The 18,104-nt window shown below is 28.1% G+C and carries 11 protein-coding genes and 10 tRNA genes; all 21 read right to left on the reverse strand.

Annotated features, from left to right (window positions below):
• Positions 1–27 precede the first annotated feature (27 nt).
• Entirely contained in the window at positions 28–2,859 is a 2,832-nt protein-coding gene (gene mgtA, locus MPUT_RS02905; RefSeq protein ID WP_014035300.1) for a magnesium-translocating P-type ATPase, read from the reverse strand.
• A gap of 453 nt (positions 2,860–3,312) precedes the next feature.
• Complete coding sequence (locus tag MPUT_RS02910) at positions 3,313–5,100, reverse strand: P68 family surface lipoprotein (protein ID WP_014035301.1); 1,788 nt, start codon at positions 5,098–5,100, stop codon at positions 3,313–3,315.
• Between the two features lie 368 nt (positions 5,101–5,468).
• Positions 5,469–7,265: a P68 family surface lipoprotein gene (locus MPUT_RS02915; RefSeq protein ID WP_014035302.1), complete on the reverse strand. Its 1,797-nt coding sequence runs from the start codon at positions 7,263–7,265 to the stop codon at positions 5,469–5,471.
• 136 nt (positions 7,266–7,401) lie between these two features.
• A complete protein-coding gene (locus MPUT_RS02920) occupies positions 7,402–9,207 on the reverse strand; it encodes a P68 family surface lipoprotein (RefSeq protein WP_014035303.1) in 1,806 nt (601 codons plus the stop codon).
• 115 nt (positions 9,208–9,322) lie between these two features.
• On the reverse strand, positions 9,323–10,126 hold the full coding sequence (locus MPUT_RS02925; protein ID WP_014035304.1) for an ABC transporter permease subunit: 804 nt from the start codon (positions 10,124–10,126) through the stop codon (positions 9,323–9,325).
• Entirely contained in the window at positions 10,119–11,075 is a 957-nt protein-coding gene (locus tag MPUT_RS02930; protein WP_014035305.1) for a carbohydrate ABC transporter permease, read from the reverse strand. The genes MPUT_RS02925 and MPUT_RS02930 overlap by 8 nt, the downstream gene beginning before the upstream one ends.
• Entirely contained in the window at positions 11,056–12,282 is a 1,227-nt protein-coding gene (locus MPUT_RS02935) for an ATP-binding cassette domain-containing protein (RefSeq protein ID WP_014035306.1), read from the reverse strand. Before MPUT_RS02935 ends, MPUT_RS02930 begins: the two co-directional genes overlap by 20 nt.
• A gap of 28 nt (positions 12,283–12,310) precedes the next feature.
• Positions 12,311–13,909, reverse strand: coding sequence for a 2,3-bisphosphoglycerate-independent phosphoglycerate mutase (gpmI, locus tag MPUT_RS02940; protein ID WP_014035307.1), 1,599 nt, complete (start codon positions 13,907–13,909; stop codon positions 12,311–12,313).
• The gene (locus tag MPUT_RS02945) at positions 13,902–14,744 is read right to left on the reverse strand and encodes an HAD-IIB family hydrolase (protein WP_014035308.1); all 843 of its coding nucleotides are present in this window, start codon (positions 14,742–14,744) and stop codon (positions 13,902–13,904) included. The genes gpmI and MPUT_RS02945 overlap by 8 nt, the downstream gene beginning before the upstream one ends.
• Positions 14,728–15,480: a triose-phosphate isomerase gene (gene tpiA / locus MPUT_RS02950; protein ID WP_014035309.1), complete on the reverse strand. Its 753-nt coding sequence runs from the start codon at positions 15,478–15,480 to the stop codon at positions 14,728–14,730. The genes MPUT_RS02945 and tpiA overlap by 17 nt, the downstream gene beginning before the upstream one ends.
• 412 nt (positions 15,481–15,892) lie before the next feature.
• Positions 15,893–15,968: transfer RNA gene (locus MPUT_RS02955), tRNA-Phe, on the reverse strand.
• A 5-nt stretch (positions 15,969–15,973) separates the two neighbouring features.
• Positions 15,974–16,050 (reverse strand) — tRNA-Asp (locus MPUT_RS02960).
• A gap of 2 nt (positions 16,051–16,052) precedes the next feature.
• Positions 16,053–16,128, reverse strand: a tRNA-Met gene (locus MPUT_RS02965).
• A gap of 23 nt (positions 16,129–16,151) precedes the next feature.
• A tRNA-Ser gene (locus MPUT_RS02970) sits at positions 16,152–16,244 on the reverse strand.
• Between the two features lie 38 nt (positions 16,245–16,282).
• Positions 16,283–16,359, reverse strand: a tRNA-Ile gene (locus tag MPUT_RS02975).
• Positions 16,360–16,369: 10 nt separating this feature from the next.
• Positions 16,370–16,446 (reverse strand) — tRNA-Met (locus MPUT_RS02980).
• A gap of 5 nt (positions 16,447–16,451) precedes the next feature.
• Positions 16,452–16,527, reverse strand: a tRNA-Ala gene (locus MPUT_RS02985).
• Between the two features lie 8 nt (positions 16,528–16,535).
• Positions 16,536–16,612 (reverse strand) — tRNA-Pro (locus tag MPUT_RS02990).
• Between the two features lie 47 nt (positions 16,613–16,659).
• Positions 16,660–16,736: transfer RNA gene (locus MPUT_RS02995), tRNA-Arg, on the reverse strand.
• 199 nt (positions 16,737–16,935) lie between these two features.
• Positions 16,936–17,010, reverse strand: a tRNA-Cys gene (locus tag MPUT_RS03000).
• Positions 17,011–17,129: 119 nt separating this feature from the next.
• The gene (locus MPUT_RS03005; RefSeq protein ID WP_014035310.1) at positions 17,130–18,104 is read right to left on the reverse strand and encodes an ABC transporter permease; all 975 of its coding nucleotides are present in this window, start codon (positions 18,102–18,104) and stop codon (positions 17,130–17,132) included.

The following is an 18,104-nucleotide window of genomic DNA, read 5'->3' on the forward strand; positions in this document are numbered from 1 at the left end:
TTCTTATCAGCTAAGAAAGATTTTTGATTATAATCACTTATTAAAGACCTTTTTATATGCAAGCTTAGTTAGTTCAGCTACTACAAAATAACTAGCTAATATAGCTATTGCTATTGGTAAGAATATCCATCCAGGACTAGTTAATTGAATTAATGAACCTAGTTTTGATTGTGAAACAAATGTGATGAAAATAGCTATAACACTAACAAATGCTGCGATTGAATAAACTGGTCATGATGATCTACTTTGAATGATTGGTATGTGTTCAGTACGTAAAACTTGAAATACTAAAGTTTGAGATAACAATCCAATTAAGAATCAACAAGCTTGAAATTGTGACATTGCCATATTAGCAAGACTAGCGTCTCCCATAGCTGTTGCTTGGTTATATTGAGTTACAAACCCTAGACCATAACCAGCTACAGCAAAAGTAATAATATCAAACAATGAACTGACCGTTCCATTAATAGTAGTAAATGGTAATAGATCTTTAGAATTTCATCGTTGCGGTGTTATTAAAAATGACGGATCTACATTGTCTAATGAAACTCCAAATTGTGAAAAATCATAAATTAGGTTTTGTAATAGAATTTGGGCTGGAGCCATTGGAACAAATGGTAATCACAAAGTACCTATTAACACTGATAATGAGTTACCAAAGTTTGAAGCAGTTGTGATTTTAATATATTTTAAAATATTACAAAAAACAGTTCTTCCTTGGATGATTCCTTTTTCTAAAACTAATAATGATTTTTCCAATAAAATAATGTCACTTGCATCTTTTGCAATATCTGTTGCATTATTAACTGAAATAGCTACATCACTTTGTCTTAAAACAGGAGCATCATTAATACCATCTCCCATATAACCAACAACGTGATCGTTTTGTTTTAAAACTTGAATGATTTTAACTTTTTGTAGTGGATTTAACTTTACAAAGATGTTATTTTTTTCAACAATTTTTCTTAATTCATATTCACTAGCTGCATCAATTTCTTCACCAGTTACTAGACCTTTGATTTCTAGATCTACCATCTTGCAAATAGCTCTTGTAATTGGTTCGTTATCTCCTGTTAGAATTTTTAATTCTACTCCATATTTTTTTAATAATTTAATAGTTTGTTTTGTTGATGGTTTAGGAGTATCTAAAAATGACGCAAATCCCATAAAAACTAAGTTAGTTTCGTCTTTTGGGGCAAATCTTGTTTTTCCGTCTTTAATATGTTTAAAAGCAACACCTAATAAACGTTTTCCCTGTTGATTGACATTTTCATAATATGCTTGAATTTGTCTTTTATAAGCATCAGTTAAATTAACAATTTTACCTTCTTTTAATACCTTAGTACATGAGTTTAAGATTTCTTCAACACTACCTTTGGTGATCATGGTTCTATTATCTTTATCATCATCAAAAATAATAGTTAATTTTCTTCGGTTAAAATCAAATGGAATTTCATCAATTTTTGTGATATCTTGAATTGAAAAATTGTGGTTATGATTCTTAACATAATCAACGATTGCTTTATCCATCGGATTTTTCAACCCTGTTTGATAATAACTATTTATATATAGATATTTTAAAAGTAAAGGGTCGGGTTTTTTATCTACTGTTAGATAATCAATAAGTTCTATTTTATCGTTTGTTAATGTACCGGTCTTATCAGTACATAAAATGTCAATAGCTCCTAATGATTGAATTGCTTCTAATCTTTTAACAACAACTTTTTGTTTTGTCATCTTAGAAGCTCCATTAGCTAAGTTTGTCGTTACAATCATAGGTAACATTTCAGGAGTTAATCCTACAGCTACAGCTACAGCAAAAAAGATTGCTTGAAATCAAGGATTATCTTTTACAGAGTCAAAATGACCATTCATTGCAATAGTTCCAATAATTGCTTTTGCTAAATAAACAGTTGGAACCATCACTAACATAAATATTAGTAACATTCTTGTTACTTTTTTAATTCCTTTAGTAAAACTTGAATCAGGACGTTTTTCCATAATAGTTTTACTAATAGTTGAAAAATAAGTGTCATTTCCTGTTGCTAAAACAATAGCAATAGCACTTCCAGAAACAACACTAGTTCCTGTATAACAAATATTTTCTAAATCTAAAATATTATTTGTATTATTTTTATTAGTTGCATGTTTTTCAACAGGCATTGATTCTCCAGTTAATGAAGATTGGTTAATAAATAAATCATTTGATTGCACAATTCTAACATCAGCTGGCAACATATCTCCACTTGAAAGATAAATTAAATCACCAGGAACAAGATGCTTAACATCAATTTCTTCACCTAGTCTAATTAAATCTAGTTGATTTTTTTTAGTAATCTTTTGATAATTTTCAACTTCATCTTCATTTTTATGTCTGATGATATTTGTTGTGCTTTTTACAATTGTTGCAATTCTTTTAGTTACTAGATGACTTCTTAATGATTGAATAAATGAAGCAGTTCCACTAGCAACAACCATTATGATTATAATGATTCCTCCCACTAAATCAAAGCTAGAATCAGATCCATGATTTTGGCCAAAACCATTAGTAGCATAAGAAATAAAATTGTATAAAGAAATTAAAATTAAAACAATATTAAATGGTCCAAAAAACGCACTAATAAACTCAGAAAAAACATTAAACTCTTTTCTTTTTAATTCATTTGTTCCATATTTTTTCAATCTTAATTCATATTCTTCATTAGTCAATCCAAAGTAATTTAAACCCATTGTTTTTAAAATTTCGGCTTGATCTAATCCTGAGACATTCTTAATAAAATTTTCATTTGAAAATTGTACTTGCTTTTTACGGTTTTTTAGCTTTTTAGGAGAGTATTTTTTAAACGTGATTTTAAACATTTTTCTACTCCTTTGAATAGTCAAATAATGTTATAAATCAGTTACTACAGCAAAATAAAAGTGGCGTAACTTATAACATAATTTAACTTTGTATTATTTAACTTAAAAAAATGGACGGACTCGGGACTTTCATCTAACTTAATACTAATTTTTGTCATAAATTCTCACCACCTTGCTTTTTAAATTATACTTTAAAAACCAATAAAAATTAAGTTATAACTTATGTATGCTTGCTTTAATGTAAGAAAAGAACAGATACGAGATTACAGTTAGCTAGACTTTCTATTCTAAGGTTGAAACTAACTAGTTAATTATTTTAAAAAAATGCTAATTTCAAGGCATAATAAAAAAAACAAGTAAACTTCATGGCAAAATTTAGTGAATTTTACTTTAATGATAGTTGTACTTGAAATTTTAACCTAACTCAAACATAAACTTTGATTCATATCTATTCTAATGTTGCTTGACTATTTTTTTAATTCTTTTAATTAATTCATCAGATGTCATGGCTGTTGTTGGACTATCAATTTTTGTTGAATTTTGTAATTCATTTTTTAACAACTCTCTAATTTCAGCAGTTTTATCATCTTGAACGGTTGGCTTTGCAATAATTTCACCATTAGTCTCAAAATCTAAAATAGATTTTAACGATAGTATTGCTGATTCTAAAAGATTTAATGTAATGTATTCGTTTGATTTGGTTTTATCAGTTTGAGCATTTAATTTATTTTGCAAATTTTTATATCTCTCTTCTAATTTATTAAGTCCTTTCTTATCATTTACAACTTTTGCTAAAGGCATGATATATCCAGAATTTTTGGCTAATGTAATTCAGTTTTCTTCTTCATTTTGTTGGTCTAACTTATTTTTACCAGTATAAAGTCATTCTAAAAATTTAATAGTTCCCTGGTTTAATCTACTGTTTTTACTATCTATTGGTAAAATACTTGATCCGCCTTCGCTAAAAATTTTTTGTCCCTTGCTTTTAGATAGCAGTAATTGAGGTTTCATTGCAACATCACCTGATTTTGCATCTTTTCTATCGTCTGGATTTGCAACTCAATTAGTAATTTTGTTTTGAGATGATCCAACAGATGGAGTAAGGCTTATTGCACTTTGAAATCTACGTATTTCGTGTGCTCCCCAGTCATTATCTCTATCAGTATATTTAATAGATTGAAATACAACTTTCTTAGATACAGCGCCTTTTTTAGTTTCTTGCTCTATTCTTTGTTTCACATTTATAGTGTAGTCATCTCATAAATTTTTAGTTTCTTTTTCGACGCTTGAATCAGTTACTAAATTGTAATCAACATTATTCTTACTGTTTAATTTAAAAATTACTTTGTCTTTATCAATTCTTGAATCTAACTCCTTGTAGAAAGTGTCATAAAAGTAGTCAATTGAAAATACGTTACCAGAAATTATTTCTGTTGTAATCTTAGGATTATCAATTTCTAATCCTTGTGTAAATTTTTTTGCAAGATCTCTGATTGATTGAATTGATTCAAATGTAGAATCATCAACATTTCTTATGTCTTTAAACACTGTTTTATTTTTAGCTTTTATTCAATTTCAGACACTATTTTCTGGTATTTTAGTATAATCTTTATTACCTTCATTAGCTTTTTTTGCTGCTTGTTCTACTGACTTAACAATATTAGCTGATTCATTAATAGTTCCGCCATTTTTCTTGATCAAATCAAACATTTTATTTAACAATTGGTAATTGAAGTTAAGAGAATCAAGATCTGAGTTATCAAAAGGGATATTAAATAGTGTTTCGGTTTTTTCACCTTGTCCTGCTAGAGTAGAGTGCAAATTTGCAATCTTTTTACTAAATAAATCCTTTTTAATTACTGAACCACTCAAATCTAATAAGTTATTTGTTTGTTTTAAAACATAAGCTCCAGACTGACTACCTACAACAATGTTTGGCAAATTATTAAAATCACCTGTTATGATGTAATCTTTTACTTTTTTAATTAGTTTAAACTCATCATCGGTTCTGGTTTTATCTTTGAATTGTAACTCAACTTTTACAAAATCTTGTTGATCTTTAAAATTATTATTATAGTATTCTGTTAATGGTTTTAGCCCAAAAGCTAAAGGCCAAAATTCACCTTGTGCTAATTGCACAATAATAGTGTTTCGTTGTGAAGCAAGATTACAAGCAATTGTAAAAAATGGAGTAAATAATGTTGTACATCCTAAAAATGACAATCCTATTTTCTTATTCATTTTTTCTATTCTCCTATATTCAAGTTTAATTATCCGCTCTTGTTAAGTAATCCAATAAGTAAACTTCAAATCTATAATAGTAAAAAACTATTGAAAATTATTTTTTAAAAACATATTTTTATTTAAAATCTTTGATTTTTTAGGTAATTTAAAAATTCGTATTAAGAAAAATACACTTTAAACAATTACTTTATTCAAGTTAATATAAAAAAATGAAAAATAACTAATTTAAGTAAAAATAAAAAGTAATGTTTAATCTTTAGATGTTATAAAAAAAACGAACTATTTGTTCGTTTAAAAATAATTCGTTTCATGTTTATAAAATATTTTTATTTTTTGTGTATGAGCATTTTTAGTTAATTTGTGTTTTAATGTTGAGCAATTATTTTTTTAAATTTCTCAATTAACTCATCTCCTGTTAAAGGTTTTGTTGGATTGTCAATTTGTGTTAATCCTTGTAATTGACCTGCAAATAGACGAGTAATTTGAGCAGTTTTATCATCCTGTACAGTTGGTTTTGAGATAACGTCACTATTAGTTTCAAAATTTAGAATTGATTTTAGAGATATTTTTGCTGACTCTAAAAGATTTAATGTAACATATTTTCATGATCTAGTTTTGTCACTTTCTTTTAATAATTCTTTTTCTAGATTATTATATTTTTCTTCTAATTTTTTAAGTCCTAGATCCTTGTTTATAACATTTTTTAGAGGCATAACATATCCGGACTTCTCAGATAGTGTGATTCAATTTTCTTCTTCAATATTTTTATTTACCCTGTTTTTACCAGTATAAAGTCACTCTAAAAATTTAATAGTTCCCTGGTTTAATCTACTGTTTTTACTATCTATTGGTAAAATGCTTGATCCACCTTCACTAAAAATTTTTTTACCATCTTTTTTAGAAATTAACATTTGTGGTCTCATAGCAATATCACCAGATTTTGTATTATTTTTCTCAAAATTAAGATCATGTTCTGGTCTAACAACATTGGTAATCTTATTTTGAGCTGCACCTACCGATGGAGTAAAACTGATAGCACTTTGAAATCTACGTATCTCATGACCCCCTCAATCAGGATCTTTATTTTCATATTTAAGTGCTTGAAATACTACATTTTTTGAAACTAAATTATTACTTATCTTCTTTTCAACTCTTACATTCTTTTTAGTATAGTCTTCTCATAAATTCTTAAATTCTTTTATGATGTCTTTATCTTTTACTAAATTATAATCAACTTCATTTTTATCATTTAATTTAAAGATAATTTTGTCTTCTTTAATTCTCGAATCTAACTCTTTGTAAAAAGTATCATTGAAATAATCTATTGAAAATACATTTCCAGATAAAGTGTACTCATTAACCTTAGAATTTTCTAATTCTATTCCATTAGTAAACTTCTCTGATAAATCTCTGATTGATTGAATTGACGTAAATGTTGAATCATCTACTTTACCTATATCTTTAAAGGATTTCATATTTTTAGCTTTTATCATATTCCAAATAGTTGTGTTTGGTATTTTAGTATAACTTTCCTGACCCTTATTTGCCATGTCAGCGGCACTTTTAGCTGCCTTAACAATTTCTGCGTTTTCATCAACATCTCCACCATTTTCTTTAATTAACTCAAACATTTTATTTAACAATTGGTAATTAAAAGTAAGTGCATCAAGATCTGAGTTATCAAAAGGGATATTAAATAGTGTATTAGTATTTTTACCTTGCCCTGCTAAAATTGAGTGTAAATTAGCAATTTTAGGGCTAAATAAATCTTTCTTGATTTTTGTATTAGTTAAGTTTAGTAAGTTATCTGTTTGCTTTAAAATATAAGCACCAGTCTGACTGCCTACAACAATATTAGGTAGTCTTGTATAATCATTAGTGATGATTTTATCTTTTACATTTTTAATTAGTTTGAATTCATCATAAGTTCCAGTTTTGTCTTGAAACTCTAATTCAACTTTTACAAAATCTTGTTGATCTTTAAAATTATTATTATAGTATTCTGTTAATGGTATCAAAGCTGAAGCTAATGGTCAGTTTTTACCTTGTGCTAGTTGCACAATAACAGTATTTCGTTGTGAAGCAATATTACAAGCAACTGTAAAAAAAGGGGTAAATAATGTGGTACACCCTAAAAATAACAACCCTATTTTTCTATTCATCTTTTTTGTTCTCCAATATTTAAATTTAATTACCATATTCTAAATAATTTGATAATTAAATCTCAAAACTATAATAGTAAAAAATTATTAAAATAACTATTTAAAGGATTAGAAATTTTAATCCGATTATACTAGTCTACTTTTCATTAATTATTTTTTTAAATCTAGCAAGTAATTCATCTGCTGATTTAGGTTTTGTAGGACTATCATTTTTTGTTTGCCCAAATAATTCACCTGCAAATGCTCTTGTTATCTGAGCTGTTTTTTCATCTCCAACAGATGCTTTTGCAATAACGTCATCCTTTGTTTCAAATTCTAAAATAGATTCTAATGATACTATAGCTGATTGTAAATTATTTAATGCTATGTAATCTGTTGATTTGGTTTTATCTTTATCTTTTTCCTCATCTAATTTTTTATTTAAACTTTCATATTTTTCTCTTATTTTTTTAAGACCTTCTTCCCCTTTTGAAACACTTCTTAAAGGCATAATATATCCCGAATTTTTAGCTAATGTGATTCAATTTTCTTCTTTAATTTTACTTACTATCTCATTTTCACCAGTATATAGTCATTCTAAAAATTTTATTGTTCCTTGATTTAATCTGCTATTTTTAATATCGATAGGTAAGATGCTTGATCCACCTTCACTAAAGATTTTTTGCTCTCCAGTTTTAGATACTAAGATTTGTTGTTTCATTAAAATATCACCTGAATTTGCATTATTTCTTTCAAAATTAGGATCATCTTTTGGTCTAATAACATTAGTAATTTTGTTTTGAGCAGCACCAACTGATGGAGCAAGACTTATAGCAGTTTGAAATCTTCGTATTTCATGTGATCCTCAATCATTGACTCTATCTGTGTACTTGATTGATTGAAAAACTAAATTTTTAGTCTTTCCGTCCTTCTCTATTTTCTTTTCTTTTCTTTGGCTAGTATTATTAGTATAGTCTTTTCATAATTCTTTAAATTTATCTTGAATTTTTTTATCTGTAACTAAATTGTAATCAACATTATTATCCTTATTTAGTTTGAAAATAACTTGGTCTTTTGCAAGCTTTGAATTTAATTCTTTATAAAATACACCGTTATAATAATCAATTGAAAATACACTACCAGATAATATTTCTGTAGTTAAACTAGAATCTTTTAATTTCACACCATCTGTAAATTCCTTTGAAAAATATCTAATAGATTGTATTGATTCAAACGTTGAATCATCAACTTTTTTCATACTTTTAAAAGCCATTTTACTAGTTGGCTCTATTGCACTCCAAACAGTTGTATTTGGTATCTCAGTGTAATATTTTTCCTTTGTCTTTACTTTTTCAGCAGCTTCTTGAGCTGCTTTAACAATTTTTGCATTCGAATCCACTTGTCCACCATTGTTTTTAATCAAATCAAACATTTTATTTAACAGTTGATAGTTAAAAACAAGTGCATCAAGATCTGAATTATCAAAAGGGATATTAAATAATGTTTCGGTCTCTTGACCCTGACCTGCTAAAGTTGAATGTAAGTTTGCAATTTTAGGACTAAATAAATCCTTTTTAACTTTTGTTTTAGATAAATCTAATAAGTTGTCTGTTTGTTTTAAAATATAAGCACCAGTCTGACTACCTACCACAATATTAGGTAGTCTTGTATAATCATTGGTAATGATTTTATCTTTTACATTTTTAATTAGTTTAAATTCATCATAAGTTCCGGTTTTGTCTTGAAACTCTAATTCAACTTTTACAAAATCATTATCATTTTTAAATTTATTATTATAGTATTCTGTTAATGGTTTTAGTGCAAAAGCTAATGGTCAATTTTGTCCTTGAGCAAGTTGCATAATGACAGCATCTCGACGCGATGCAAGATTACATGCGATCGTAAAAAATGGAGTAAATAATGTCGCACACCCTAAAAACGACAATCCTATTTTTCTGTTCATTTTTTTCTGTTCTCCAATATTTAAATTTAACTACCATATTCTAAATAACTTGATAATTAAATCTCAAAACTATAATAGTAAAAAAACTGCTAAAATTAGCATTTAGCAGTTTTTTTTAATTAAAATTATTAATTTTTTTACTAAATATTGCATAGATAACAATTGGAACAATAACTGCAATCATAGCTCCAGCTGCTTGAACATTTGTAAGAACTTGAAATTGTAGTTCTTTTCCTAGTGTTTGATATCAAATAGTAACATTTTTATAATCACCAGGTAAAATAAACAACGGTCAAATATAATCATTTCAACAAGATATAAATGAAAAAATCACTAATAATAAATAACCCAATTTCATCTTAGGCAGATAAACATAAGCTATTTGTTGATGTCATTTTAAATTATCATTAATAATAATTTTTTGTTTTTCAGATTTAATAGCCTTAGCTAGATTAAAAATATAAGTAAAGTTAAAAAATGAAAAAATCGAATTAGTAACTACTGCAAAAGGTGCTAGATTTCAATTTAATCCAATTAGTATAGTTTTTAAACTTAGATATAATGAAAACTCAGGAATTAGACTAATAATTAAGAAAAAATATTGAAATGTTTTCTGATAAGCACTACTCATTTTTAGCAACCCAGCAATCGCTAAAGAATAAACAACAATTCTAATAAAAGTTAAAATCACAACAAATAATAGTGTTCAACCAACTGCTGGCAAGAAATTACTTTTTAATGCAATAGCAAAATTTTGTCAATTTCATTCTTGAATAAATCAAAAGATCTTATTATCAGTTAATGAAGCATTGCTTAATAGTGCTTGTAGCAATAAAAAATATAAAGGAAATAATAATAAAACACATAAAAATCCCATCAGTAGGTATTTAATAATTTCTTTAATAATTATTTTATACATGCTCTACTCCATGTTGTTTTGCTAACTTGATTTTATTAATCATAATTTTAATCATTTTTGGTCTTAAAACTTGGGTTAAAGTTAATAATAATAATAAATAACTAAAACTAAAAAAAGCAGCTGCATATCCTTTTTCATATCTTAATATTTCACTATTACCTAATCCGAAGTATTTAATAGTATAACTAGTTAAAGTGTGAGCATTATTAATTTCTAAATCATAATTATTATCAAGAATTGCTGAAGGCAATATTAATGAAGCAAAAATAAAGTTCGTAAATAAAATAGCAAAAATCACTTTAGAAATTTCAGTCATACTTACATATTTAAACTTTTGAATAATTGTTAATTTATCATTTAAAATCACTTTTTGATATTTTAAATCAGCTCTAGACATGGCTGAAGCTAGCAAAATTAAATTAAATGGTAACGAACGCCATATTTGAAAAACTACATAATAAATTCAAATTGCTAATCGATGATCTCCTGATGTAAAACTGTATTTATTTAATCCTATTAACAAGAAAAGATAATTTTTATTTCCAAAAAGTGTAATAAAAGCAACACCAATCGCAAACCCAGAAATAAAAAATTGTGAATAAATTACTGATAAAACAATTTTTCTAGTTGTTTTAATCACAACAGAATTAATAATTACTGAAAATATTAATGCTAGTAACATTGAAATTGTTGTAGCAAACACTAATACTAATGTTGAATTTAAAATAGCGTGTTGAAAGTGACTATCAGACAAAATCCCATAGTAATTACCAAAGTTATAATCATATCTAGTTAGATCATGTCGGTTTGGTGAAAATCTCAATGACTTAATAAAAGTATGAATAATAGGAAATAACACAAATAATAAAATACAAAGCATTAATGGTGCAACCAATAGCACAATTTGAGTTAAGTTTGAGACTTTTTTACTAGCTAACTTCTTTTTCATAAACACGTCTTTCTAGTTGGTCAAAACATAAAACGTCTTTTTGATCATAAGTTATACTTACTTTGTCATTAATATTTAAATTATTGTTGTTTAAAACAAAAGTTCAGTTATTATTTTTAGCAAATTCAACAACATAAGAAGTTCTATCTCCAAAAGATTTTTTATCTAAAATTGTGTATTCTGCTGATTTATTAGCTTTTACTTTTAAATTATTGTGTCTTATATAATATGAACGATCATTTTTAGTTTCGATAAAATTGATCTCCGGGCTTCCGATAAACTTAGCTACAAATAAATTATTTGGGTTATTATACATTGTTTTTGAGTCAGAGAATTGTTGGATTTTTCCATCATTTAATAAGATGATTTGATCACTTATTTTTAAAGCATCTTGTTGATCATGAGTTACTAAAATAATACTTAAGTTAAAGTCTTTTTTAATTTTTATTAATCATTCAATAGTTGATTCTTTAATTTTGGCATCTAGTGCTGAAAACGGTTCATCCATTAAAACTAAATTAGTTTTTTTAATAATTGCTTTAGCTAGAGAAACACGTTGTTTTTGTCCACCACTTAATTGATTAACATTCTTATCAATAAATTGATCAATATCTAGTTTTTTAGCAATTTTAAGAAATTCTTTTCTAAATAAACTTTTTAATCTGATCGCTTTTAAAAAAGTGATTTTATTTTTAATTTCTTTATTAAAAAGTAAGCTTAATATTAATTTAAAATACTTAATTTCTTTATCTCATTTTTTGTTTTGTTCAATTGCAATTTGATAATCATTAAAATTTGAAATAATTTTATGATGCTTTTCAAGGTTTTGATATTCTTTAACTAATGATTTTAAAAAATGTAAACGAGTCAAATCAACTCATTTACTATAATTTTTAGCACTTAAAAAAACGTTATTAAAAACGCTAACATTTTCATAAATTGAGCCTTCTTGCATAATGTAAGCTATTTCATGAATTTTAGGATTATTTTTGATACTTATTGTACCGCTACTAGGTTTTAGATATCCTAGAATTAAATTTAATAAGGTAGTTTTTCCACTACCACTTGGTCCTAGTAATGAAATAATTTGATCTTTTGGTATTTCTAGGTCTTGGATCTCTAAATTGTGCTGATTCTGTTTTTTGGCATATTTAAAAGACAAATCTTTAATACTGATTAATATCTCATTATTGTTATTTTTTATCATAATCTCTAATTTCTTATAGTTATTGGTCTTATATATTTTTTTCAATCATTGATTCTAGATTCATTTCACTAGGAACTTCTAATCCCATAAGATCTAAAATTGTTGGTGCAACTTTAGCAATAGCAGCATCTTTTTGTTTTAATTTAAGGTTTGAATCGGTAACAATAATATAAACTGGTGAAGTTGTATGTTTTTTATTAATTTGATTATTTTGATCAAGCATAATTTCAGCATTACCATGATCAGCAGTAATTAACATTACTCCGTTGTGTTTTAATACAAACTCATCGTGAATTCGCTTTAATTGTTGATCTAAAACTTTACATGCAATTTCAGTTGCTTGATTATTTCCAGTATGACCTACCATGTCACAATTTGCAAAGTTTAAAACTATTAAATCAAATTGATCTTTATTAATTTCTTCGATTAATTTATCTGTAATTTCAATAGCGGCCATTTCAGGCTTTAAATCATAAGTTGCTACTTTGGGAGAAGCAATTAAATCAATACAAGCATTTTTTAACATAATTTCATCAGGTTTTGCTAAACCGTTCTTAAAAAAGTCATTTCCACCATCAAAAAAGAAAGTCACATGGGCAATTTTTTCAGTTTCAGCGATTCGTAATTGTTTTAAACCCAGTTTTGAAATTCATTGTCCTAAGGTGTTTGTTAATGGTTTTGAAGGATAGGCAATATGTTCAGAAGCAACTGTTTCAGAGTATTTCATCATACAAACAAAACGAATATCATTTCCAACAAAATATAAGCCTTTGAATGCTGGATCTTTTCATGCTAAATATTCAGAATTTGTGATAATTGATGAAATTTGAATTGCTCTGTCAGGACGAAAATTAGTCATAATCACTACATCATTTTTTTGTAATTGAGTATCATCAACTGACAAATTAAATGCTGGAAATATCATTTCATCATCATTTCCAATACTGTATTGGCTTTTGATATAAGCAATTGGATCAGTAAAAGAATTTAAACCTTGTCTTAAAGCGATTGACTTATAAGCTTGTGCACTTCTTTCAAATCTTTTATCACGATCCATTGCATAATAACGACCACTAATTGAACTAATTTGACCAATGTTATTATTTTTTCTAATAATTTCTAATAGTTGTTCAACAAATTTATCAGCAAGTCTTGGAGCTGTATCACGTCCATCAGTAATTAAATCAAACTTAATATTTGTGATTCCAAACCTAATAGCAGCTTTATAAATAGCAAGCATATGATCTATATGAGAGTGAACTCCACCATTTGAAAACAATCCCATTAAGTGTAAAGAACTATTGTGACTTTTAACTTGTTCAAATGCTTCTAAAATTTCAGGATTTTGTGAAATCTGGTTTGTTTGGACTTCGTGATTTAATTTAGCTAGAGATTCCATATTAATTCTTCCAGCACCTAAATGGATATGTCCAACTTCTGAGTTTCCCATTTGACCATCAGGAAGTCCTACTCATTTTCCTGAAGCATGAGCTTGTACTCATGGATATTTACTTTGCATTTCTTTTACAAATTCCATATTTGCATTTTCAACAGCATTACCTTTACCAGGTTTTGCGATTCCACAACCATCTAAAATAGCTAGTAATACAGGTCTTATTTTAGTCATTTGTATCCTTTCTTAATAAAATATAATTATTAATAAATTCTTTAACTGCACCTTGTTCACTTGTTTTATCGATATAAACTTGAGCAATTTCTTTTAAAGCATCAACAGAGTTTTTAAAAGCAACTCCAATTCCAACGTGTTTGATCATTTCATAATCATTCATACCATCACCCATTGCAGCAATATTTTCTAATTCAATATTTAAGTGATTTTTAAATCAGTCAACAGCAAATTTTTTGTTAATACCATTTATATTAATTTCAATTATTTTGTTATTATCAGTTGAAACATTTAGTTTTAACTGGGTTTTTAAAGTTTCAAAAAATTCCTTATTAGCGTTAAATGCTAATAATTTAAAAAAATCATATTCTTTATCAATTTCAGCAAACTGTACAAGTTTTCCATCAAATAAATTTAATTCACTATCATAATCAGTTGTTAAATCTTTTGATTTGCTTAAAACAACTGTTTTTAAATCAGTAGCATAACCTCAAATTTTAATGTCATGATCTTTAAATTTACTACTTGCTGCTAAATCATAAACTTGTTTAGCAATGCTTCATTTTATTGGATTAGAAGCTAGAATTTTATTTGTTTGTAGATCAAAAATACAAGCACCATTATAACCTGCTATTAAAGTATGGTTTTTAGTAAAACCGTGTTTTTCTAAGTTGTTTTGTTTTGACAAAACAGGTCGTCCCGTAACAAATACTACTTCAATTCCTTTGTCAATAATTTGGTTTAATGGTTCAATATTATCTTGAATTATAGGACCCATTTTATGATAACTAGTGCCATCCATATCTAAAATTAATAATTTAATTTTTTTGTTCATAATTTATTAATTCTAAATAATCATCAGCTTGTAACGAAGCTCCACCAACTAATGCTCCATCAATATTTGGCATTTGTAGATATTCTTTAATATTATTTGGTTTTACACTTCCACCATATTGAATAATAATTTGATCAGCTATTTTTTGATCATAAATAGATGCCAGATTATCTCTAATTGCTTGACATACTAATTCAGCGTCTTGAGCTGTTGCAGTTTTACCTGTGCCAATTGCTCAAATGGGTTCATAAGCAATAATTATTTTAACTACTTGATCAGCTGTTACATCTTTAAGTGCTTGAATTATTTGATTGTTTACAAAATCAATGGTTTTTGCTACTTGTTTAATTTCTAAAGACTCACCACAACAAATAATTGGTATTATATTATGTTTTAATAGAATTTTAACTTTTTGATTAATCATTTGATCAGTTTCACAAAACATTTCTCTTCTTTCAGAGTGGCCAACTATTGCATAATCAACATTTAAATCTTTTAACATCAGTGGTGAAATTTCACCAGTAAATGCACCATTTTCTTGAAAATGAACATTTTGTGCAGCTATTTTAATATTTTTAGTTAACTGTTTTGCTATTTGAAGCAAAGTAAAAGGAACCGCTAGTCCAGCAACAACATTTTTATCGTTTATTTTATTATCAGTAATGCTTAAAAAATCTTTGATACTTTGATTTGTACCATTCATCTTTCAGTTTCCAAAAATAACTGTTTTTCTCATGACTTTTTATACCTTTCATCTAAATATCATTAATAATTATATAAATATTTATAGTCTTTATCAATTCAGCAAACAGACAGCTATTCTGGTTTGTAAATTTATTAAAATAAAAATTTAGTTTGTATAACTAACCCTAATTTTATTGCTATTTTGCTAATTAATTTATCAGTGATCTTATCTAGATTATTATGGTTTTTTAAAGTTTAAGATAAATGTCATTTGCTAATTTTTAAACCTAGTGACTGTCAATTAATTTAGTTTGGTTTATTGATTTATTTATTAAAATTAAAAGCTAAATACTTATTTTCAAAACTAGAGGTTTTAAGATTTCTAAAACTAATTTTTAATAACTTTTTTAATTTTTGAATAAAAAAAGTAGCCATTGCTGGCTACATGATCTCAATCTCTCAAATGGTGGTTGTGGACGGAATTGAACCGCCGACACGCAGAGCTTCAGTCTGCTGCTCTACCAACTGAGCTACACAACCGTTGATGGCGACCCCAACGGGACTCGAACCCGTGATCTCCTCCGTGACAGGGAGGCGCGATAACCAACTTCGCTATGGGGCCATTGGTTGCGGGGGCAGGACTCGAACCTGCGACCTTCGGGTTATGAGCCCGACGAGCTGCCAACTGCTCTACCCCGCGACACTAATTTGTTTTCTATTAAATGGCGGAAGATGAGGGATTCGAACCCCCGCTCGGGTTTCCCCGACTCTCGGTTTTCAAGACCGATCCCTTCAGCCGGACTTGGGTAATCTTCCGTGTTACCATTTCTTAACATAATTGATGCTTTCAATTATGGTGGACCTTATTGGACTTGAACCAATGACCGTCCGGTTATGAGCCGGATGCTCTAACCAACTGAGCTAAAGGTCCATAATAATGATGGTAGCGGGGGAGAGATTTGAACTCTCGACCTCTCGGGTATGAACCGAACGCTCTAACCAACTGAGCTACCCCGCCAAATATGGTGGACCCTAACGGGATCGAACCGTCGACCCCCTGCGTGCAAGGCAGGTGCTCTCCCAGCTGAGCTAAGGGCCCATATCTAATGGTCGGGAAGACAGGATTTGAACCTGCGACCCTTCGGTCCCAAACCGAATGCTCTACCAAGCTGAGCCACTTCCCGAATAGTTGTTATTATTTTTTTAGGATAATAACAATTAGCTTTCTAAATGGTGCGCCCGGAGGGACTCGAACCCCCAACCTTTTGATCCGTAGTCAAGCGATCTATCCAATTGATCTACGGGCGCGTGTAAAGGCTCTTGCTATGTTATTATCTCACACTTTTAAGTGACTTTTTTATTATAGAATATTAATAAAAAATTTACAACATAAAACATTTAAAAAAATATTTTTTCAGCTTGATTTAATGCAGATTTTAAAGAGTTATTAGTAATAAAAAATCTCTCTTTTTATAATCATAAAAGAGAGATCAAGTTTTTTTCGTATTGGAGGCAACAGTCGGATTCGAACCGACGATCAGGGTGTTGCAGACCCATGCCTTAGCCACTTGGCTATGTTGCCAAACTTTGGTACATAATTTTTTGGTACATAATTTATTATAATGGATTTTTAAAATTTCTGCAAAATAAAAAACAAGCTTAACATAGATAGTTAAAGCTTGTTTTAAACTATTAGTTTTTCTATCTTTTCGATTTGTCAAACGGAATACCAACAGCGGCGGGAGCTCTTGAAGTTTTACTAAAAACAATCATAGCAACTATAGTTAAAATAAATGGTAAAGTGTTAAATAAAGTTGAAATATCTTGAATAGTTTTATTGGTTGAAATAGTTCCGATTTGTTGACCTAGTGCAAACAACCATGAAAATATAATTGTTCCAATGACAATAAACGGAATTTTTCATTGCCCAAAGATCATAATAGCGATTCCTAAAAATCCATAACCCAGCATATTTCCACTAAATAATCCACCACCACTTACAGTAGTAACAACAAAAACTCCTCCACCAATTCCTGCTAAAAATCCCGATAGAATTACTGCTATATAACGATATTTAGTTACACTAATTCCGGCTGCATCAATCGCATTTGGATTTTCTCCTACCATGGCATAGCGCATTCCTTGTTTTGTATATTTAAAGAATAACAATAATCCAATCGCAATCACAATAGCTAGAATAGTTCATATTGGTAACATACTAGCTACTTGTTGAGTTCTTCCTTCAACTACTTTAGTAATATTAATGACATTTATTGAAGTGTATCCACTAGCAATAACTTGTGATTGTTTTCCAAATCAGTTTGAAGTTGATAAAAAGATTCCAAGACCTAGAGTTAAGATATTAATTGCAGTTCCAGAAACAATTTGGTTTGCTTTTAAAGTGATTGATGGAAAAGCGTGTAGTAATGCAAAGATTGCGGTTATAATTCCACCTAATAAAACGACAAATATTTGTGTGTAATTTTTCTGATCACTTGTTTTTAAATAAGTTCCTAAAATTGAAACTACTAAAGCTCCAACAATCATCATACCTTCAACAGCAATATTTACTACTCCAGCTTTCTCTGACACTAATGATGAAAGAGAAGCAAATAGCAACACACCAATTAAAGCTAATCCTCAGGTTAAGATACTAGTGTTAAATAAAATCCCCAT

This window comes from Mycoplasma putrefaciens KS1 (assembly GCF_000224105.1).
Classification (GTDB): Bacteria; Bacillota_I; Bacilli_A; order Mycoplasmatales; family Mycoplasmataceae; genus Mycoplasma; species Mycoplasma putrefaciens.